The 18,355-nt window shown below is 66.9% G+C and carries 18 protein-coding genes; 10 read left to right on the forward strand and 8 right to left on the reverse strand.

The window, feature by feature from the left end; all coding sequences use genetic code 11:
• Nucleotides 1-120 precede the first annotated feature (120 nt).
• Together ACRHIG_RS25960 and ACRHIG_RS25965 are read left to right on the forward strand one after the other, a co-directional pair.
• Nucleotides 121-495 carry a DUF8785 domain-containing protein gene (locus tag ACRHIG_RS25960; protein WP_046682297.1) on the forward strand — a complete coding sequence of 125 codons (375 nt, stop codon included), beginning with the start codon at nucleotides 121-123 and terminating at the stop codon, nucleotides 493-495.
• 251 nt (nucleotides 496-746) lie between these two features.
• Complete coding sequence (locus tag ACRHIG_RS25965; RefSeq protein ID WP_489628381.1) at nucleotides 747-1,700, forward strand: hypothetical protein; 954 nt, start codon at nucleotides 747-749, stop codon at nucleotides 1,698-1,700.
• A gap of 178 nt (nucleotides 1,701-1,878) precedes the next feature.
• On the opposite strand, the gene ACRHIG_RS25970 is transcribed toward ACRHIG_RS25965, so the two are convergent.
• The 3 genes from ACRHIG_RS25970 to ACRHIG_RS25980 all read right to left on the reverse strand — a co-directional run bounded on the left by ACRHIG_RS25970 (nucleotide 1,879) and on the right by ACRHIG_RS25980 (nucleotide 5,453).
• On the reverse strand, nucleotides 1,879-2,544 hold the full coding sequence (locus ACRHIG_RS25970) for a hypothetical protein (RefSeq protein WP_489628382.1): 666 nt from the start codon (nucleotides 2,542-2,544) through the stop codon (nucleotides 1,879-1,881).
• Entirely contained in the window at nucleotides 2,498-4,315 is a 1,818-nt protein-coding gene (locus ACRHIG_RS25975; protein ID WP_489628383.1) for a coiled-coil domain-containing protein, read from the reverse strand. Before ACRHIG_RS25975 ends, ACRHIG_RS25970 begins: the two co-directional genes overlap by 47 nt.
• Before the next feature lie 124 nt (nucleotides 4,316-4,439).
• Complete coding sequence (locus ACRHIG_RS25980) at nucleotides 4,440-5,453, reverse strand: serine/threonine protein kinase (RefSeq protein ID WP_489628384.1); 1,014 nt, start codon at nucleotides 5,451-5,453, stop codon at nucleotides 4,440-4,442.
• Between the two features lie 103 nt (nucleotides 5,454-5,556).
• Here ACRHIG_RS25980 and ACRHIG_RS25985 point away from each other — a divergent pair, with 103 nt between their 5' ends.
• From ACRHIG_RS25985 to ACRHIG_RS26010, 6 genes are all read left to right on the forward strand, one after another.
• On the forward strand, nucleotides 5,557-6,255 hold the full coding sequence (locus tag ACRHIG_RS25985) for a UPF0149 family protein (protein ID WP_102294997.1): 699 nt from the start codon (nucleotides 5,557-5,559) through the stop codon (nucleotides 6,253-6,255).
• Nucleotides 6,256-6,333: 78 nt separating this feature from the next.
• Complete coding sequence (locus tag ACRHIG_RS25990; RefSeq protein WP_475417750.1) at nucleotides 6,334-7,251, forward strand: LysR family transcriptional regulator; 918 nt, start codon at nucleotides 6,334-6,336, stop codon at nucleotides 7,249-7,251.
• A 220-nt stretch (nucleotides 7,252-7,471) separates the two neighbouring features.
• Nucleotides 7,472-8,902: an MFS transporter gene (locus tag ACRHIG_RS25995; RefSeq protein ID WP_489628385.1), complete on the forward strand. Its 1,431-nt coding sequence runs from the start codon at nucleotides 7,472-7,474 to the stop codon at nucleotides 8,900-8,902.
• Nucleotides 8,903-8,928: 26 nt separating this feature from the next.
• Nucleotides 8,929-9,999, forward strand: coding sequence for an HlyD family secretion protein (locus ACRHIG_RS26000; protein WP_489628386.1), 1,071 nt, complete (start codon nucleotides 8,929-8,931; stop codon nucleotides 9,997-9,999).
• The gene (locus tag ACRHIG_RS26005) at nucleotides 9,996-11,435 is read left to right on the forward strand and encodes an efflux transporter outer membrane subunit (RefSeq protein WP_489628387.1); all 1,440 of its coding nucleotides are present in this window, start codon (nucleotides 9,996-9,998) and stop codon (nucleotides 11,433-11,435) included. The genes ACRHIG_RS26000 and ACRHIG_RS26005 overlap by 4 nt, the downstream gene beginning before the upstream one ends.
• Nucleotides 11,432-11,866 (forward strand): hypothetical protein, encoded by a 435-nt coding sequence (locus tag ACRHIG_RS26010; RefSeq protein WP_489628388.1) that lies wholly within the window; start codon nucleotides 11,432-11,434, stop codon nucleotides 11,864-11,866. The genes ACRHIG_RS26005 and ACRHIG_RS26010 overlap by 4 nt, the downstream gene beginning before the upstream one ends.
• 17 nt (nucleotides 11,867-11,883) lie before the next feature.
• Here the strand turns inward: ACRHIG_RS26010 and ACRHIG_RS26015 are convergent, their stop codons facing one another.
• The 5 genes from ACRHIG_RS26015 to ACRHIG_RS26035 all read right to left on the reverse strand — a co-directional run bounded on the left by ACRHIG_RS26015 (nucleotide 11,884) and on the right by ACRHIG_RS26035 (nucleotide 16,832).
• Nucleotides 11,884-12,672: an ATP-binding cassette domain-containing protein gene (locus tag ACRHIG_RS26015; protein ID WP_489628389.1), complete on the reverse strand. Its 789-nt coding sequence runs from the start codon at nucleotides 12,670-12,672 to the stop codon at nucleotides 11,884-11,886.
• A 10-nt stretch (nucleotides 12,673-12,682) separates the two neighbouring features.
• Nucleotides 12,683-13,672, reverse strand: coding sequence for a FecCD family ABC transporter permease (locus ACRHIG_RS26020; protein WP_489628390.1), 990 nt, complete (start codon nucleotides 13,670-13,672; stop codon nucleotides 12,683-12,685).
• 58 nt (nucleotides 13,673-13,730) lie between these two features.
• The gene (locus tag ACRHIG_RS26025) at nucleotides 13,731-14,606 is read right to left on the reverse strand and encodes a heme/hemin ABC transporter substrate-binding protein (RefSeq protein WP_489628391.1); all 876 of its coding nucleotides are present in this window, start codon (nucleotides 14,604-14,606) and stop codon (nucleotides 13,731-13,733) included.
• A gap of 37 nt (nucleotides 14,607-14,643) precedes the next feature.
• Nucleotides 14,644-15,735: a hemin-degrading factor gene (locus ACRHIG_RS26030; protein ID WP_489630875.1), complete on the reverse strand. Its 1,092-nt coding sequence runs from the start codon at nucleotides 15,733-15,735 to the stop codon at nucleotides 14,644-14,646.
• A 197-nt stretch (nucleotides 15,736-15,932) separates the two neighbouring features.
• Nucleotides 15,933-16,832 carry a DMT family transporter gene (locus tag ACRHIG_RS26035; protein ID WP_230505821.1) on the reverse strand — a complete coding sequence of 300 codons (900 nt, stop codon included), beginning with the start codon at nucleotides 16,830-16,832 and terminating at the stop codon, nucleotides 15,933-15,935.
• A 238-nt stretch (nucleotides 16,833-17,070) separates the two neighbouring features.
• On the opposite strand from ACRHIG_RS26035, the gene gcvA reads away from it, so the two are divergent.
• A complete protein-coding gene (gene gcvA / locus ACRHIG_RS26040) occupies nucleotides 17,071-18,015 on the forward strand; it encodes a transcriptional regulator GcvA (protein ID WP_034759349.1) in 945 nt (314 codons plus the stop codon).
• Nucleotides 18,012-18,353: a hypothetical protein gene (locus ACRHIG_RS26045; RefSeq protein WP_489628392.1), complete on the forward strand. Its 342-nt coding sequence runs from the start codon at nucleotides 18,012-18,014 to the stop codon at nucleotides 18,351-18,353. Before gcvA ends, ACRHIG_RS26045 begins: the two co-directional genes overlap by 4 nt.
• Nucleotides 18,354-18,355 lie beyond the last annotated feature (2 nt).

Genomic DNA, 18,355 nt, shown 5'->3' on the forward strand with positions numbered 1-18,355 from the left:
CTTAAAAAAGTCCATGGCGGCGTTGCATTGCCTTGCCGTACTAATCGTACTGTCTTCGGCAATGCGCCTTGCCCTGAACATTTTTAAGCATCCCCATTTTTTTACTTAGACAACCCTACCATGACCCCAACGACCAAAAAAGTCACCTTCGCCTTCGCCATCTTCCTCGTGGCCGGCTTCCTGCTGCTGGCCGCCTACACGTGGATGGCCCTGAGCTTCTCGTACTCGGAAGGCGAACGGGCGGGCTACCTGCAAAAGTTCTCCAAACGGGGCTGGATCTGCAAGACGTGGGAAGGGGAATTGTTGCTGACGGCGCTGCCGGGCACCATCCCGGAAAAATTCCAGTTCAGCGTGCGCGACGAGGAGGTGGCGAAACAGCTGACGGCCGCCGCAGGCAAGCGCATCCTCGTCACCTACAGCCAGCACAAGGGCGTGCCCACGCAATGCTTCGGCGAGACGGAATATTTTGCCGATAAAGTCGTCCTGAGTCAGTAATACAGACAGCAATACCACCGCAAGTCCAGCAACTTCAGCAGCATCGCGCCGGCCAGCCATACTCGCGCCGGCGCCCTTCCCCGCTCTCCAGCCGCATGGCGCGCCTCACACATTCCCGCTTTCTTATACACTATCGCAATTAGTTCTGACTGGAACTGTTCATTGCTGTAGTAAAAACACTCGATGCTTGCGCTAGCGCAGTACGTCCAGCCAGCCCGCCGTTAGCGAGCATCACCACGACCGGAAATACCATGCGCATACGCCCCGCCGCCCTGGCCTTGCTGGCCGCCTCGCTGCCCCTGTCCGCCCAGGCACAGGATATCTCCGGCATGGCCGGCGCCCTGAAAGTCAACGCGACCAATGAGCGCACCTTTGTGGCGGCCATCAGCTACACGCAGCCGGTGGGCAACTACAATGCCGTCAGCCTGTCGTACATCAATGAAGGCCACCCGGAAGACCATCACCGCGACGGCATGGCGGGCCAGGTCTGGCTGCGCACGAAAAAAGTGGAGCAGGGCCTGATGCTGGGCGCCGGCGTGGGCCGCTATTTTTTCTTCGACACGGCCAAGACCGATGAAGCACCGCACAATTTCGACAATGACCATGGCTGGGGCTCCATCGTCAGCCTGCAGGCGCGCTGGCAGTTCGACAACCGCTGGTATGCGCAAGCGCAGCTCAACCGCATCCGGCCCAGTGGCAAGGACAACACCACGCACCTGCTGATCGGCGCGGGCTACCGCTATGACGGCGTGCCGGGCGCCAAGCTGCACCTGCAGAACTGGGCCCACGACGACACCTTGACCTTATCGACCGGCCACACCATCGTCAACAGCATGCGCTCCGAGTCCTCGCGCCCGTTCGCCCTCGAATACCGGCGCGCGGCGGGACAATACGTGGACTGGACGGTCACCGCCCTCGACGAAGGCAGCACGGCGCTGGCGCATCGGCGCGGCATGGCCGCCCAGCTATGGCTGATCCGTTCGCTCAATGAAAAGGTGGAATTCGGCATGGGCGGCGGGCCGTACGTGGCGTGGGATGCACGCGACACCCAGGGCCACAGCACGCGCCTGACGGGCTTGCTGTCGGCCGTGGGCCGCTACCACGTGGACCGCCGCTGGGTGGCGCACGTGGCGTGGAACCGGGTCATCACCGATTATCACCGCGATGCGGATGTCATTTTGGTGGGAGTGGGACGCAAGTTCTGATGGAAAAACGTAAAAAATCTTGCTCTTCCGCTAAAGTAACGATACCGAACAAAACCGTAGCGAGCGGCAGTGATTTGTGGCTGAGAAGCGCCCCCGTACTTTAGTACGGGGGCGCCGAGCCGGTGAGCATCGCCAGCCGCAAAGCGCGCCGCGCAGTAGGTTTGGTTCGATATCCTGCCTAGCGCGAACGCCAGACTGCACCGGCCGACTCGTTAGGCTGCGTCAGCCGCTCGATCACTTCGCGCGTCAGACTGGCCGAGCTCACCTGTTCGGCTTTCGCGCGGGCGGCGGTCAGAGAGCTGGAAAACGCGCTTTGCGGCTGCTCCAGGCTGGCGCGCAGGGCCGCCAGTTCGCGCTCCTGCTGCTGTGCGCGGGCCGTATCGCGTTCCAGCAACTGCTGTTTGGCGGCCGCCATCGCACGCGTCGTCTCGGCCGCCTTGCGCTGCAGCGCGGCATGGGCTTGCGCGCTGGCCAGCAAGGCTTGCTGCGCGTCGAGCTTCTCGCTGGCGGCCTGCTGCGCGGCCAGTTCCAGCTGCTCGCGCTGGCGCATGGCTTCCAGCGCCTGCTGTTCCATGGCGGCGCGCGCTTCGGCTGCCGCCGTCGCCTGCTTTTCCGCTTCCAGGCGGCCGGCGATCGCTTTCGAGGCACGCTCTTCGACGCTGCTGGTCTGGCGCTGCTGCACCAGTTTTTGCGCGATCAGGGCCAGCGACTCGCGTTCGGCCGCGACGAAATCGCGCTCGGACGCCAGCAGTGCATCGGCAGCTTGCGCCTTGTCTTCCTCCACGCGGGCGCGCTCGCTATGCACTTGTCCCAGTTCCACGGCCAGGCGCGCCTGCGCCTGCACGGCTTGCGCGGCGGCGGCCTTTTTCGCCTTCGACCAGCGCCTGGTCCATCAGGATGCGGATGGCGTCCGCTTCCTTTTGCGCCGCTTCCCGCAAGGCCAGTTCGGCCGCCTGCTGGCCGCGCAGCAGTTCCGCTTGCGCGCCTTCGGCGGCCGTGCGTTCCTGCGCCGCGTTGAAGGCCAGCGCTTCCGCTTCCAGTTTTTCCTTCAAGGCGGCGACAGCGGCCTGCTCGGCGGCCAGGCGTTCCTGCTCCGCCTGCAGCAGCTGCTCTGCCTGGCGGGCTTTTTCCTGTGCCAGTTGCGCTGCCTGTTCCTGCGCGGCCAAGGTCGCCTTGCCGGCATCGACTTCGGCCTGCTCGGCATCATTCTGGCTGGCGGCCAGTTCGGCCGCCTGGCGCGCCAGTTCGGCGCGTTCCTGCGCCAGGCTGGCGGCGCGCTGCTGCTCTTCCAGCTCGCGGGCGGCCGCCACGGCGGCGGCCTGCTCGGCCGCTTCGCGGGCCCTGGTTTCTTCAAGGGCCGCCGTTTCCGCTTCCAGCTTGGCGTGACCGGCGATTTCCGCATCCTGTTCGGCGGCCACGCGGGCCAGCGCCACGGCGCGCAGCTGGCGGTCCACCTCGATGCGCGCCTCGGTGGCGGCCAGGATGCGCACGTCGGCGTCGCGGCGCGCCTGCGCACTGGCCACAGCCACCATTTCCAGGCGCTCGCGGTGGATGGCCGCGTCGCGCAACTCCTTTTCCGTCTGCAGGCGCAGACGCAGCGATTGCGCCGCATGGCGTTCCGATTCCGCCTGCGCCAGGGCGATGGCTTCGCGTTCCTGTTCCAGGTGCGCCAGCGCGCGCGCTTCTTCCAGGGCGCGCACTTCGGCGGCGGCGCGGTTGAAGGCCGATTCCAGCGCGATCTGGTCGGCGCGCTCGCGCTGGACCGTCAAGTCCAGCGCTTCGCTTTCCGCTTCGGCCAGCATCTGCGCCGTCTGGCGCGCACCGTGCGCATGGCGCTCGCGTTCGCGGGCCAGCACGGCGACACGGGCGTCGGCCGAGGCGATGCCCACCATTTCTTCCTTGGCCGCCTGTACGGCGGCGACGCGCTCGACGGCCTGCAGGCGCGCCTGCTCCGTCTGCACCTGCAATTCCTCGGCGGCGCGGGCGGCCTGCTCGGCCAGTTCCGACTGCACCGCCACCTGCTCGCTGGCGCGCAAGCGGCTTTCCTGCTCGGCGCGGGCGCGCTGTTCCGCAGCCAGGCGGATTTCATTGTCGGACTCCACGCGGGCGCGCAGTTCGGCCGTCTCCTGCTTGACGGCCTCCAGGCGGGCCACGCTGGCCTGCGCGGCGGCGCGCATGGTGTCGAGGCGTTCGCGGTTGGCGGCGATCGCTTCCTCGGCCGCCTGCGCATTTTGCTGCGCGGCGGCGGCGGCGGCCGCATCGATGGCGGCGCGGTCCTCGGCCAGCGAGCGCACGCGCGCCTCGGCCAGGGCCCGGCTCTCGGCGGCGCAGGTGGCCTTCGCTTCCGCCTCCACGCGGGCGATCGCCTCGTGGATGGCTTTCAATTCCATTTTCTGGCGTTCGGCGGCGGGCGCCTTGGCATCGGCTTCGGCTGCCGGCTCGGTCTGCAATTCGGCTTGCGGGTCGGGCGCGATGGCGACAGCCGGCGCCTCGGCCTTGCGCTCCAGGTCCTTGAAATCATGCAGCGAAACGATGCTGTCCTGGTCGAACTCGTCGTCGGCGGAATACGCGACGGTGAGGGAGGCGGCCTGGCGCTGATTTTGCTGTGCTTGCATGATTTCTCGCTTATTCGGGTGAATTCCGTTGCTTATGGGAATTTATTACCACCATTATCGAACAGGCATGCACAAATCAGCGCGGCAAGAAGAGCCGCTTTTACCTTTCTTTTCGCTATTTAACTCAAATGGGCCACAAAGGCGCCTCGTCCATCAGCGCCACCTGCTCCCTGAGTTCCAGGATACGGTCCTGCCAGTAGCGCTGCGTGTTAAACCACGGGAAGGCGACGGGGAAGGCCGGGTCGTCCCAGCGGCGCGCCAGCCAGGCCGAATAATGGATCAGGCGCAGGGTGCGCAGCGCTTCGACCAGGTACAGCTGGCGCGGGTCGAAATCGCAAAAATCCTCGTAGCCGGCCAGGATGTCGCTCATCTGGCGCACCTGGTCGCCGCGTTCGCCCGACAGCATCATCCACAGGTCCTGGATGGCCGGGCCCATGCGGCTGTCGTCGAAATCGACGAAATGGGGGCCGGCGTCCGTCCACAGCACGTTGCCGCCATGGCAATCGCCATGCGTGCGCAGCACGGCCACGTCGCCCGCGCGGTCGTAGCAGCGCTTGACGCCGTCGAGCGCCTGCTGCGCCACGCTGGAATAGGCGGCCAGCAGTTCGGGCGGCAGGAAATTGCCCTCCAGCAGGAACTCGCGCGGTTCGACGCCAAACGTCTGGTGATCGAGCGCCGGGCGTTCCTTGTACGTGGACAGCGCGCCGACGGCGTGGATGCGGCCGATGAAGCGCCCTATCCATTCCAGGGTCGCCGGATCGTCCAGCTCGGGCGCGCGGCCGCCGTGGCGGGGGAAGACGGCAAAACGGAAGCCCTGGTACTGGTGCAGGGAGCTGCCGTTGATCGCCAGCGCCGGCACCACCTGGATTTCGCGTTCGACCAGCTCGGACACGAACGCGTGTTCTTCCAGAATGGCCGTATCGCTCCAGCGCGCGGGACGGTAAAACTTGGCCACGAGGGGCGCGCTGTCTTCGATGCCCACCTGGTAGACGCGGTTTTCATAGCTGTTGAGCGCCAGCAGACGGCCATCGCCGCGCAGCCCCACGCTGTCGAGCGCGTCGAGCACGCAATCGGGGCTCAGAGCGGAAAAGGGATGGACGGGCCGGTCGTCCTCGTGCGGCTGGTTTTCATTGTGCATAAGCGACATTGTAAGGCGCGCGCGGGCTGCCGGTGCAAACACTTCGGTGATGAAGCGCCGCAAGGCGTATACTGGCGCCTTACATTTCATCAAAGAGCAAGCCATGCAACTCGAACAGCCATTATCAGAAAAAGAATTCGACGAATTAGACCAATTCCTGTTGTCGGACCGGTGCTCCGAAGACGCCATGACCATGGATATGCTGCACGGCTATCTGACGGCCGTCGCCATCGGTCCGGAACCGATCATGCCGGCCGAGTGGTTGCCGCGCGTGTGGGGCGAAGATGCCGAAGATGCGCCGAAATTCAAGAACAGCAAGGAAGAAGAGCGCATCGTCAACCTGATCATGCGCTTCATGAACGAAGTGCTGGTGACGTTTGAAGTGGCACCCAAGGAATTCGAAGCCCTGTTCGTCGAACACGACTACGAAGGCCAGACCCTGATCGACGCCGAAGCCTGGTGCTGGGGCTTCTGGGACGGCATGGAACTGCGTCCCGGCTCGTGGAACGAAATCTGGGATTCCGAAGTGGCCGAGCTGATGCAGCCGATCTACCTGCTGGGCGCCGACGAAATCAAGGAAGAAGAACTGAAACTGGTGGAAGACCCGGTCAAGGCGCACAAGCTCGCGCAGGAACTGGAAGCGAACCTGCCGGCCATCCACCGTTTCTGGGTGCCGCGCCGCAAGGCTCCCGTGCAGACCCTGAAGCGCGAAGAGCCGAAAGTGGGCCGCAACGACGACTGCCCTTGCGGCAGCGGCAAGAAGTACAAGAAATGCTGCGGCGCCGAGCCGGCAGCCGAGTAATACCGCAATAGCATCTCCCTCTGCGCCGGCGTCCTGCCGGCGCAACGCCGGCACTGACCTCCGGGCTATAATCGCCGCATGAAACTCCCCGACCTGAACCTGCTCGTCGCCCTCGACATCCTGCTCGAGGAAGGCAGCGCCGTGGCCGCCGCGCGGCGCATGAATTTGAGCGCGCCGGCCATGAGCCGCACCCTGGCGCGCATCCGCGACGCCATCGGCGACCCCGTCTTCGTGCGCTCCGGGCGCGGCCTGGCGCCCACGCCGCGCGCGCTGGAATTGCGCGAGCAGGTGCGCAGCGTGGTGGAACAGGCGCACGCCGTCTTCACGTCCGGCCGTGAAATCGACCTGCGCACCCTGGAACGCACCTTCAGCCTGTGCGCCAACGACGTGTTCGTCGGCTCCTACGGCGGCAAGCTGCGCGACCTGCTGGCCAGCCATGCGCCGAACACGGTGCTGCGCTTCGTGCCCGAAGGCGATGGCGCCACGGAAAACGACGCCCTGCACGCGGGCCGCATCGACCTGTACATCAGCGCGCGGCGCGCCTTTGCGCCCGACATCAAGCTGCAGCAGCTGTTTAGCAGCGGCTTTGTCGGCATCGCCCGCAGCGACCACCCGATCTTCGACGGCCCCGTCAACCTGGACAGCTTTACCGAGTACGAACATATCAGCGTCTCGCGGCGCGGCCTGGCGCGCGGCCCCTTCGACACGGCCCTGGCCGAGCGGGGCTACACGCGCCGCGTTTCGCTGATCAGCCCCAACTTCCAGTCCGCCATCTTCGCCGTGGCCGATTCGCGCCTGCTGCTGCCGCTGATGCCCACGCCCCTGCTGCCCATCGTCGAACGGCTGGGCTTGAAGCTGCGCACCTTCCAGCTGCCCATTCCCGTCGACAACGTCGACGTATTCCAGGCCTGGCATCCGCGCCTCGACCACGACCACGCGCACCGCTGGCTGCGCGCGACGATCAAGTCGCTGTGCGGCAGCGCACCGGGCGCATAGGCGCTGAACCCAACATCATTGCGCCAGACGCAATCGAGACTTCATCAATTATCAATTTTCACAAGATTGACGGCTACCTATACTGCGTGGACTGATTCTCATCCACGGAGTTCCCTGTGTCCGCTGTATTGCTCCCCGGCGCCGTCCCGACGACGGCGCCGCCCCCTTCACCGCCGGCTCCCCCGTCTTTGGTCCGCGCCTGGCCACCGGCCTGGCCGGCGTGCTGCTGGCCGTGCTGGTATCCGGCCTGAATGAAAATATCACCAAGATCGCGCTGGCCGACATCCGCGGCGCCATGGGCATCGCGCGCGACGACGCCAGCTGGCTCGTCGCCCTGTATGCGGCCGCCTCGGTGTCGGCCATGGCCTTCGCGCCGTGGTGTTCCGTCACGTTCTCGCTGCGCCGGCTGACGGCTGCCGCCATCATCGTCTGCATGGCGGCCGGCCTGCTATGCCCGTTCGCGCCGAACCTGTCCGTGCTGATGGTCCTGCGCGTGGTGCAGGGCGCGGCCGGCGGCGCCCTGCCGCCCATGCTGATGACGGTGGCGCTGCGCTTCCTGCCGCCGAACATCAAGCTGTATGGCCTGGGCGGCTATGCGCTGAGCGCCACCTTCGGTCCCAGCCTGGGCACGCCGCTGGCCGCCTTCTGGACCGAATACCTGGGCTGGCAATGGGCGTTCTGGCAAGTCATCCCGGGCAGCATCGTCGCGCTGCTGATGGTGTCGTGGGGCTTGCCGCAAGACCCGCTGCGCCTCGAGCGTTTCCGTCAATTCGACTGGCGCGGCCTGCTGCTGGGCCTGCCCGCCATCAGCATGCTGGTGGTGGGCTTGCTGCAGGGCGAGCGCCTGGCCTGGTTCGCCTCGCCGCTGATCTGTGTGCTGCTGGGCGGCGGCGCCGTGCTGCTGGTGCTGTTCTTTGTCAATGAATGGTCGCATCCGCTGCCGTTCTTCAAGCTGCAGCTGCTGTCGCGGCGTAACCTCAGCCATGCCCTGCTGACCCTGGGCGGCGTGCTGTTCGTGCTGCTGGCCGTGATCCTGATCCCCTCGTCCTACCTGGCGCAGGTGCACGCTTACCGTCCGCTGCAGACGGCGCCCGTGATGCTGATGGTGGCGCTGCCGCAGTTGATCGCCCTGCCGCTGGTGGCCGCCCTGTGCAATATCCGCGCCGTCGACTGCCGCTGGGTGCTGGCCATCGGCCTGGCCTTGCTGGCCCTGTCCTGCGTGCTGGGCGCGCGCATGTCGCCGGACTGGATACGCACGCATTTCTACCTGCTGCAGGCGGTGCAGATCTTCGCGCAACCGATGGCCGTGATTCCCTTGCTGCTGCTGGCCACCACGGGCCTGGCGCCGCAGGATGGTCCCTTCGCCTCGGCCTGGTTCAACACCATCAAGGGCATGTCGGCCGTCGTCGCCACCGGCGTGCTCGATGCGCTGATCACGCGCCGCAACCACTTTCATTCGACGGTGCTCAGCGAGCGCCTGGGCAACCTGCCCGGCGCCGTGGACATGGCCGGCTTGAGTGCGCGCATGCATGCGCAAGTCGTCACCCTGACCTCGTCCGACCTGTACCTCATTGTCGCCGCCATCGCGCTGGCCATGATCCTGATCATTCCCATCCTGCCGACGCGCGTCTATCCGCCGCGCGCAGCCTGACTTTTATTTCAAGAAAGAGCATCCCCATGCAAACAACCATACTGCGCTCACGCGCGTTTCTTCTCGGACTGGCCCTGCTGGCCTGCGCCCTCGCCTTTTGCGCCTGGCAACTGCTGTTTTCCCCCAGCGAAGAACAAGGCACCGACGACGCCTTCGTCAGCGCCGACTACACCGTGCTCTCGCCCAAGGTGGGCGGCATCGTGCGGGAAGTGCTGGTGGAAGACAACCAGACTGTCAAGGCGGGTCAGCTGCTGGCGCGCATCGACGACCGCGACTACCAGGCCGCCGCCGCCTCGGCCCGCGCCGAGGTAGCCGGCGCCGAGGCGCAGCTGGCCAACGCCCGCGCCACCTTGCAGCGCCAGCAATCGGTGATCGAGCAAGCCACGACCCTGGTCGACGCCAACCAGGCGGAAGACAAGCTGGCGCAGCAGGAACTGGCCCGCTCAACGCACCTGGCAGGCCAGGGCGCGGGCAGCGTGCAGAACGCGCAGCAGGCGCAATCGCGCTTCGACGTGAGCCGCGCGCGCCTGGCGCAAAACCGCGCCGCCCTCGTCGCCACCCGCAAGCAGACGGACATTTTGCAGGCGCAGCAAGGCGCGGCCGAAGCGGCCTTGCTGCGCGCCCGCGCCAGCCTGCAGCGGGCCGAACTTGACCTGTCGCATACGCAGCTGCGCGCCCCCATCGACGGCATCGTGGGACGCCGCGCCGTGCGCGTCGGCGCCCTGGTGGCGCCCGGCGCCAGCCTGATGGCCGTGGTGCCCCTGAACCGCAGCTTCGTCGTCGCCAACCTGCAGGAAACCCAGTTGACCCACGTGCGCCAGGGGCAGCGCGCCAGCATCGCCGTCGACGCCTATCCAGGCATGCTCCTGCGCGGCACGGTGCACAGCATCGCGCCCGCCACGGGCGTGACGTTTGCCGCCATCGCGCCGGAAAACGCCACCGGCAACTTCACCAAGGTGGTGCAGCGCATCCCCGTCAGGATCGCGCTCGATCCGGGCCAGGATGACGGCAGCCGCCTGCGCGTGGGCATGTCGGCCGAAGTGCGCATCGATACGGCCACACGCCGTCAACTGCTGCAACAGGTGAGCGCGCGATGAAAGCACTGATCATTTTCACGGCCCTGGGCCTGGCCGGCTGCGCCAGCGTGGGCAGCGACTTCCAGCGTCCGCAAGCGCCGTTGGGACAGCAATGGCGCCAAGCGCAGGATGCCCGTTTCACCGCCCAGCAGGACGCCGCCATCGAGCAGCGCTGGTGGGACGGCTTCGGCGACGCCACCTTATCGTCGCTGGTGCGGCGCGCCGCCGGCGCCAACCTCGACGTGCTGGCGGCCGCCAGCCGGCTGGAACAAAGCCGCGCCGCACGCGGCGTGGCCGGTGCCGCGCAAGGCCCGTCCCTGGGCGCGAATGGCAGCTACGGCCGCGCGCGCAACAGCGAACAAGGCTTGAGCGACCCGTCGCGCAACAACGGCCAGTCAGCCTACAGCCTGTGGCAAGGCAACCTCGATGCGGCCTGGGAACTGGACCTGTGGGGCCGCGTGCGCCGTCAAGTGGAAGCGGCCGACGCGCGCGTCGACGTGGCGCTGGAAACGCAGCGCGGCGTGCTGCTGGCCGTGCTGGCCGAGACGGCGCGCGACTATATCGAGCTGCGCGGCGCGCAGCAGACCCTGGCCATCACGCAGCAACTGCTCGATATCGCCTGCCATACCCTGGACCTGACCCGCATCCGCCTGCGCGAAGGCGTGGCGACGCAGCTCGACGAAGCCGAGGCGGCGGCCCACGTGGCCGCCATCGAAGCGCGCCTGCCGCCGCTGCAGCAGCGCGAAGCGCGCCTGGGCAATGCCCTCGCTCTCTTGCTGGCGCTGCCGCCGCAAGCCTTGCGGGCGGAACTGGCGGCGGGCAAGGACATTCCGGCCGTGGCCATGCAGGTGCAGCTGGGCGTGCCCAGCGGCCTGGCCGAACGGCGTCCCGACATCCGCCGCGCCGAAGCGCAGCTGCACGCAGCCACGGCCGCCATCGGCGTGGCGCAAGGCGATTTTTATCCGCGCATCACGCTGTCGGGCAGCATCGGCCTGCAAACGATGCAGTTGTCCGACATCGGCTGGGACGCCAAACGCTTTGCCTTCGGCCCCGGTTTCAGCGTGCCCCTGTTCGATGGCGGCCGCCTGCGCGGCACGCTGCAATTGCGCGAGGCGCAGCAGCAGGAAGCGGCCATCGCCTACCGCCAGACGGTGCTGGCCGCCTGGCACGAGGTGGAAGATGCCTTATCTGGCTACCAGGCCAACGAACGGCGCCAGGCCAGCCTCGATGAAGCCGTCAAACAGGGACGGCGCGCGCTGGGCAGCGCGGAACTGCGGTACCGCCAGGGCGGCACGGACTTGCTCAACGTGCTGCACGTGCAAAACACCTTATTGAACAACGAAGCGGCGCTGGTCGACAGCCGCGCCACCGCCTCGCTGTCGCTGGTCCAGGTCTACAAGGCGCTGGGCGGCGGCTGGCAAGCATTTTCAACCACCTCGCAAGGAAGCACGCCATGAAACCGAATCCCGCCCATTTCTCCATCCACGACGTCAGCGACTTTCCCATCGTGCGCTTCCGCCCTGAAACGGCCGTCGACGGCTATGCCCCGCTGTGGGAAAACGACATGGACGCCCTGCTGCGCCATGGCGAGCCGTTCGTCCTGCTGTTTGAAGCGGAACGCAGCGACGAAGCGCACATCGACCGCAAGCGGCGCGGCCTGTGGCTCAAGCATAACAAGGTGGCGCTGGCCGCCATTTGCCGCGGACTGGTGTCGGTCGAGGCGGACGCGGAACAGCGCGCGCGCCTGCAGGCGCTGGCGGCCGGCGCCATGAAAGCCTTCGGCATCGTGCAGGAAGTGGCGGCCACGCGCGAACAGGCCGATGCCCTGATGGTGTGGCTGCTGGGCAGCGGCCAGATGGCGCGGCCGCGCGCGGCGGACGTGTGGTGAGCGAGTGAATAACTGAGTCAGGCGGCCCTGCGCACCGCGCTTCTGGCGGGGATGACGCAGACGTCGCCGTCGCTGCTGGTCGCCGTCGTCAGGGCGATGCCGTACAGCGCGGCCAGGGCGGGCACGGCGCCGGCATCGCTGGCGATATCGGCCACCAGCTGGCCGGAACGCACCAGCAGCAGGCGCTCGAAGCCCAGCAAGGCGTGGTTGATATCGTGCAGGATGGCGATAACGGCGTGGCCGCGCGCGGCGCAGAACTGCCGCAGGCTGTCGAGCAGCTCGAACTGCAGGCCGGGATCGAGCGCCGCCAGAGGTTCGTCGACAAGTATCAAGCCATCTTCGACATCCCACATCTGCGCGAAGATGCGCGCCAATTGCACCCTGGCCTGCTCGCCGCCGGACAGGGTGTCGAGCCGCCGCCCCAGCAGATGCGCGGCATGCGCCAGGGCGGCCGCGTCCTGCACGATCCGTTCCAGCTGCGGGTCGGCCAGGCGCGCCACCCGCCCCAGGCCGATCACCAGTTCGCACGGCAAGCCGAAAGCCACGTTCGAACCTTGCGGCAGGACGGCGCGGCGCAGGGCCAGTTCCGCCAGCGGCCACTGCGCCAGCGGCCGGCCGGCGAAGAGCAGCTGGCCCGCCTGCGGATGCAATTCGCGCGCCATCAGTTTGAGCAGGGTCGACTTGCCCGCGCCGCTGGGGCCGAGGATGGCGATGCGCTCGCCGGGCGCCACCCGCACATTGAAGGGGCCGAAATACTGCTGACCCAGTTGTGTCGTGGCGAAGGCGAGTTCCAATAAAGGCGTCATGCGCATCCTTTCAGGCGGTGCCGTGGCGGAAGCGCCGCAGCAGCATCAGGAAAAATGGCCCGCCCAGCAAGGCCGTGAAAATACCGACGGGGACTTCCGCGGGAATGGCGACCGTGCGCGCCAGGGTATCGGCCGACAGCAGCAGCAAGGCGCCCATCAGCATCGCCAGCGGCAGCACCTTGCGCTGGTCCGCGCCCAGCCAGGTGCGCACCAGGTGCGGCGCGATCAGGCCGATGAAGCCGATGCCGCCGCACCAGGCGACGGCAAACCCCGTCAGTACGGCCACCAGTACGATCACCTGCGTGCGCAAGCGGCCCACGTCGATACCCACGTGCAGCGCCTGCGCCTCGCCCAGCGCCAGCGCGTTCAGGGAACGCATCAGGAATCGCGTGGCCCACAGCGCACCCGCCAGCACCAGCAGCAAAGCGGCCACCTGACGCCAGCTGCCGGCCGACAGCGAACCCAATGTCCAGAAAGTCAGGGTGCGTAATTGATCGTCGCTGGCCAGGTAGATGCACAGTCCCATGACGGCCACCGTGATGGCGTTCAGCGCCACGCCCGTCAGCAGCAGGCCGACGATGGAGCCGGGCGTGGCCCAGCGGGCGACCCGGTCGAGCAGCACGCAGATGAGCATGGCGCCGGCAAACGCGGCGGCGGGCAGCAGCCACACGCGCAGTTCCGGCGCCACGTGCAGGCTGGCCGCAAAAACGATGGTGGCCGCGCCCGCGCAGGCGGCGCCGCTGCTCACGCCCAGCAGGCCCGGATCGGCCAGCGGATTGCGGAACAGCCCTTGCGTCAGGCCGCCGGCCAGCGCCAGCGCGGCGCCGATCAGGGCGGCGAACAGGGCGCGCGGCAAACGGATATGCCACAGCACGTAGGCGCCGCCGGACAGCGCCGCGTCGCCCGTTTGAAACGGCGCCAGCCAGTCGGCCAAGGTCACGGGCACGGCGCCCGCCTGCACGGCGACGAGCAAGCCGCAAGCCAGGGCGGCGGCCAGCAACCCGCCGGCGCCCCAGGGCGGCCAGCGCCAAGGCGCGGCGGAGTCCAGGAAGCCGCGTTCATGCGGCCATGGCTTTGGCGAAAGCGGCGCCGAGTTCGGCCAGCGCCTGCGGCATGCGCGGGCCAAAGCCCAGCAGCAGCATGGCTTCCTGCGAGACGATGCGGTGCTTGCGCCCGGCCGGCGTCTGCGCCAGGCCTGGCAGTTTCAGGATGCCGTCCACGCCGCCCGAAGCTTTCAAGCCCTGGTCCGTGACGAGCACGATATCGGGCCGCGCGGCGATCACGGCTTCAGGCGTCAGCGGCTTGTAGCCGGCGAATCCGCCCTGCCCGCCCATCACGTTGACGGCGCCCGCATACGCGAGCATGGCGTCGGCACCCGTCTCGCGCCCGCCCACCATCACCTGGTTCGGCGCATGGGCGAGGATGAACAGCACGCGTACGGGCGCATGCTGGCGCTGCTGCACCTTGGCCAGGGCGCCGCTCCACTGCTGCTGCAGGCTTTGCGCCAGGCGCGCGGCGGGGTCGGCACGTCCCGTGATCCGGCCCACCTGTTTTACCCGTTCGAGCAAGCCTTCGAATTGGTTGTTCGCGCTGAGCACCGCCACCGGCACGCCAGCGTCGCGCACCTGGCGCAGCACCGCTTGCGGCCCCGCTTCCTCGGTGGCGATCAGCTGCGTGGGCGCCAGAGACAGCACGCCCTCGGCCGACAGGGTGCGCGCATAGCCCACCTGCGGCAGTTGCTGCGCCACGGCCGGATACAGCGAAGTCGTATCGACGCCCACCAGTTCGCCCTGCGCATCGAGCGCGTAGACGATTTCCGTCAGCGCGCCGCCCACACTGACGATGCGCCGCGCCTTGGCCAGCGGCTTGCCCGCGTCGGTCACTGCCGCCAGCACCTGCATCGGTGCGGCCAGGGCCAGCGCTCCGGCCCCCATTTTTTCAGCGCGATGCGGCGCGCCACGCTGGCGGCGATCATGCGGCGCATAGTTCGCCCTCCTGCGCCACCCTGTCGACGATATGGCGCCATTCGCACAATTCATGCATGCCCGGCTTGCGTTCACCGAAGAACATGACGATGGTGTCGCCCTTCGCGTCGAACAGTTCCACGGACGTCACCAGGCCATCGACGGTCGGCTTTTTCACCACCCAGGCGCTGGCGATATGGTCTTCGCGCAAATGCAGGTTGAAGCGCTGGTCGAGGACATTGATCCATGGCCCCATCACGGCGATCTTGTGCACGGGCCCTGAATGGATCTGGATCATGCCCGCATTGCCGACGAAGGCCATGATGGACACTTTTTCGAGGGCGGCATCGTTGAGCAGGTCGAGCACGCAGGATTTGTCGATCTGCTGCACGAAGCGCGCTTCGGCCAGGCGCAGGCCCTGCAGGCGCGAGACCGCATATTTTTTCAGCAAAGTGAAGAATTCGTGCGTGTCGCGCAAGTCGGCCCAGGCGGCGCGAAAGCCGGCCACGTCGATCTGCGCGTCGGGCAATTCGGCCGGCGGCGGCGCCAGCGCCGTCACGGCGATGCCGGCCGCCTGGTCCGCGGCGGCAAAACGCGTCACCAGCGCGTCGTAGGCGGCCAGGTCGCTTTGCGGCTTGAGGAAAATCTTGTGCACGGCATGGCCGGCCGCATCGAAAAACTGCAGGCTGCGCTGCACCTCGTGCTCGCCCATCTCGCGAACGGCAAAGCCATGCGCCCACTGGCGGTAAAACACGCGCAGGTCGATGTCGCCGCCCAGCACCAGGCCCACATGGTTGTTGTGACTGGCTTTTCGATAAACGCCCGTCTTTTCATGCACGCACGAAACGTTGCGCGTCAACGCCATGACTTCGCCCAGCGGCTCCAGCGCGGCGATGATGGCGGGCCAGTCGGCCTGCAGGCGCTCGGCGCCCAGCAAGGCGCCATCGGCCAGCGACAGGCCCGCATGCGCGGCGATCAGCTCGCCTTCGGCTATGCCCAGTTCCTCGGCGATGTCGCGGTGGCGAGCCTTCTTTTCGCGGCGCAGGCGGGCAAATTCGCTGGCGACCAGCTCGGTATTGCAAATAGGGAACGTGCTCAACACGGTGTCTCCTTTCAAGGCGAACACTGGCTGGCATGGGCTGGCTGGTGGTGGGGGAATCTTGACATCGATTATAAATGAGAATCATTCGCAATCAAGTCTTATTTGTGCGCGCATAAAAAAGCGCCGCGACAGGAAACCCGTCGCGGCGCAAAGGAGACCGATCGAGACAACCGATCAGTTCGGGAAAAACAGGATCAGGCGCTGGCCTGCACGGCCGGCATGGCCGCCGCCTTGGGCGCGGGACGCTGCGCCAGCAAGACCACGGCGGCGAGCACCATGGCGCCGCCCAGCAATTGCGTGCCGCTGACGGATTCCTTCAGCAAGGTCACGCCGAACGCCATCGTGATGACGGGTTCAAAGGTGGAAATGATGGAAGCCTTGGCCGCGCCGATCTGCGCCACGCCGGCAAAGAAGGCGGCAATCGCGATGGCCGTCGAGAACAGGGCGATGGCGCTGACGGCCAGCCAGCCCGTCGCCGTGCCCGGCAGGGAAACGCCCTGCCACAAGGCAATCGCGCTGTTCGACAGGCCCGCCGTGCCCAAAATCACCACGCAAGCGGCCAATGGGTGAATATTCTCGCGGCTTTTCGACAGGCTGTTGCCAAACAGGATGTACACGGCGTACACGCCGGCCGCCATCAGGGCCAGGGCGATGCCGATGGGCTGGCCCTGCAGCTTGCCGCCCAGGGTGATGGCCATGCCGGCAATGGCCAGCGCCATCAGCACCAGCATGCGCCGGTCCAGCTTTTCCCAGCCCAGCGCCAGCGCAAGGATGGTGACCAGCACGGGATACACGTACAGCAACATGCCGCACAGGCCGCTGCTGGCATACATGAGGGCATTGAAATAGCCTTGCGACTGAGCCGTGTACATCAGGCCCATCAGCATGTAGCCGGCCAGCAGGCGGCCGCGCGGCAAGCGCCAGCCGCCGAGCCACACGAGCGGCAGCAACAGCATGGCGGCGATGACGAAACGCAAGGCCAGCATGGTCGACGGGTTGACCCCGGACGCATAGGCCGCCTTGGCAAACACGGCGGAACTGCCGAAACCGGCGGCCGACAGCAACACCAGCGCAACGGCGCGGCGATCAGACATGACTAAACCTCTTTGAGTACACCTGGGCAAACCTGCTGCGTAGCGCGGCGGTTTTCCCAGGCGTTGTAACGTTGTAAATATAAATGCCCAGCCAGGCCGGGAGATGTGCATGCGTGAATCCTATTGCGGGTCAATTCACGCAGTGACGGCATCATATTCGCTTGCGCAAAATGAAACAAACCAATATTCTTCACGGATAGGCCGAATATTACTGAGGCTCACTTCTCTTAAGAACGCCATGTCACGTCCCTTGCCACCGCTCGCCGCCCTGCACGCCTTCGAGGCGGCCGCCCGCCATGAAGGCTTCCAGCGCGCGGGCGAAGAATTACACGTCTCGGCCGGCGCCATCGGCCACCATGTCAAACAGCTGGAAGCGTGGCTCGGTATCGTGCTGTTCCAGCGCCTGCCGCGCGGCGTGGTGCTCACCAGCGCCGGCCAGCGCTATGCGGCCTCGCTGGGGCCGATACTCAACCAGCTGGCCGACGTCTCCGAGCAGGCGCGGCGCCAGGGCGACGACAAGGTCGTCACGGTGACGGCCACCAGCTCGCTCGTCTCGCGCTGGCTGATGCCGCGCCTGGGCCGCCTGCGCGACCGCTACCCGCAGATCGAACTGCGCGTGCTGGCGTCGATGCACCCGGTCGACCTGGCGCGCGATGGCGTGGACGTGGCCATCCGCCTGGGACCGGGCCGCTATCCGGGCCTGAAAGTGGATCTATTGATGGAAGAATGGTTTTCCGCCGTCTGCAGCCCCGATTTCCGCGCCAACGCGGCCAGCCTGCGCCAGCCCGCCGACCTGCTGCGCTATCCGCTGCTGCACGACGAGCCGGAAGTGCACCTGCCAGGCGAAATCGACTGGACGCGCTGGCTGCACAGCTGCGGCGTGCATTACAGCGGCAATAGCGGCAACAGCGGCGCGCGCTTTTCGCACACCTATCTATGCCTGGACGCGGCCGCCAGCGGCCAGGGCGTGGCCATTGCCGCCAGCCCCCTGATCGGCGACGATCTGCGCTCGGGCCGCCTGGTGCGCGTGTTCGAACACGCCGTGCGCGGCCCCCACTGCTACTATCTGCTGCGTTCGCCCCAGGCGGAAACGCGGCCCCTCGTGCACGCGTTCTGCGAATGGCTGATCGCCGAGGCGCGCGCCGACCAGGAAACCGTCTGGCCTACCGTGGAGACCGCATGACGACACACGAACTGGCGCGCAGCGCCGCATATATCGTCCAGCACGAATACGAACACGCCAGCGTACTGGCCGCCGATGGGCGTCACGCCAGCCTGGGCGAATTCTATGGCGACCCGGCCGTGGCCTTGATCGACGTCAATGAGCAATGGTGCGCCGTGGCGGGCGAGGGATTGGTGCTGCGCCGGCTGGGACAGCCGTTCGGCCAGTGCGTGGAATATTTCCGCCAGCCTGGCGACACCGTATGGATCACGGACTTGCGGCAAACGGGACCGTTTGCGCTGGAGTGGCGGGGTGAGGATGGGGTTTGGCACAGCCTTGCCGTCGGGACGAGCGGATAGGT

Source organism: Janthinobacterium sp. C22 (assembly GCF_057919405.1).

What these genes read in the sequence shown, in the direction of transcription:
- ACRHIG_RS25960 (WP_046682297.1), top strand. Translation starts at nt 121, where the DNA reads ATGACCCCAACGACCAAAAAAGTCACCTTCGCCTTCGCCATCTTCCTC.
- ACRHIG_RS25965 (WP_489628381.1), top strand. Translation starts at nt 747, where the DNA reads ATGCGCATACGCCCCGCCGCCCTGGCCTTGCTGGCCGCCTCGCTGCCC.
- ACRHIG_RS25975 (WP_489628383.1), bottom strand. Translation starts at nt 4,315, where the DNA reads ATGCAAGCACAGCAAAATCAGCGCCAGGCCGCCTCCCTCACCGTCGCG.
- ACRHIG_RS25980 (WP_489628384.1), bottom strand. Translation starts at nt 5,453, where the DNA reads ATGCACAATGAAAACCAGCCGCACGAGGACGACCGGCCCGTCCATCCC.
- ACRHIG_RS25985 (WP_102294997.1), top strand. Translation starts at nt 5,557, where the DNA reads ATGCAACTCGAACAGCCATTATCAGAAAAAGAATTCGACGAATTAGAC.
- ACRHIG_RS25990 (WP_475417750.1), top strand. Translation starts at nt 6,334, where the DNA reads ATGAAACTCCCCGACCTGAACCTGCTCGTCGCCCTCGACATCCTGCTC.
- ACRHIG_RS26000 (WP_489628386.1), top strand. Translation starts at nt 8,929, where the DNA reads ATGCAAACAACCATACTGCGCTCACGCGCGTTTCTTCTCGGACTGGCC.
- ACRHIG_RS26005 (WP_489628387.1), top strand. Translation starts at nt 9,996, where the DNA reads ATGAAAGCACTGATCATTTTCACGGCCCTGGGCCTGGCCGGCTGCGCC.
- ACRHIG_RS26010 (WP_489628388.1), top strand. Translation starts at nt 11,432, where the DNA reads ATGAAACCGAATCCCGCCCATTTCTCCATCCACGACGTCAGCGACTTT.
- ACRHIG_RS26015 (WP_489628389.1), bottom strand. Translation starts at nt 12,672, where the DNA reads ATGACGCCTTTATTGGAACTCGCCTTCGCCACGACACAACTGGGTCAG.
- ACRHIG_RS26025 (WP_489628391.1), bottom strand. Translation starts at nt 14,606, where the DNA reads ATGGGGGCCGGAGCGCTGGCCCTGGCCGCACCGATGCAGGTGCTGGCG.
- ACRHIG_RS26035 (WP_230505821.1), bottom strand. Translation starts at nt 16,832, where the DNA reads ATGTCTGATCGCCGCGCCGTTGCGCTGGTGTTGCTGTCGGCCGCCGGT.
- gcvA (WP_034759349.1), top strand. Translation starts at nt 17,071, where the DNA reads ATGTCACGTCCCTTGCCACCGCTCGCCGCCCTGCACGCCTTCGAGGCG.
- ACRHIG_RS26045 (WP_489628392.1), top strand. Translation starts at nt 18,012, where the DNA reads ATGACGACACACGAACTGGCGCGCAGCGCCGCATATATCGTCCAGCAC.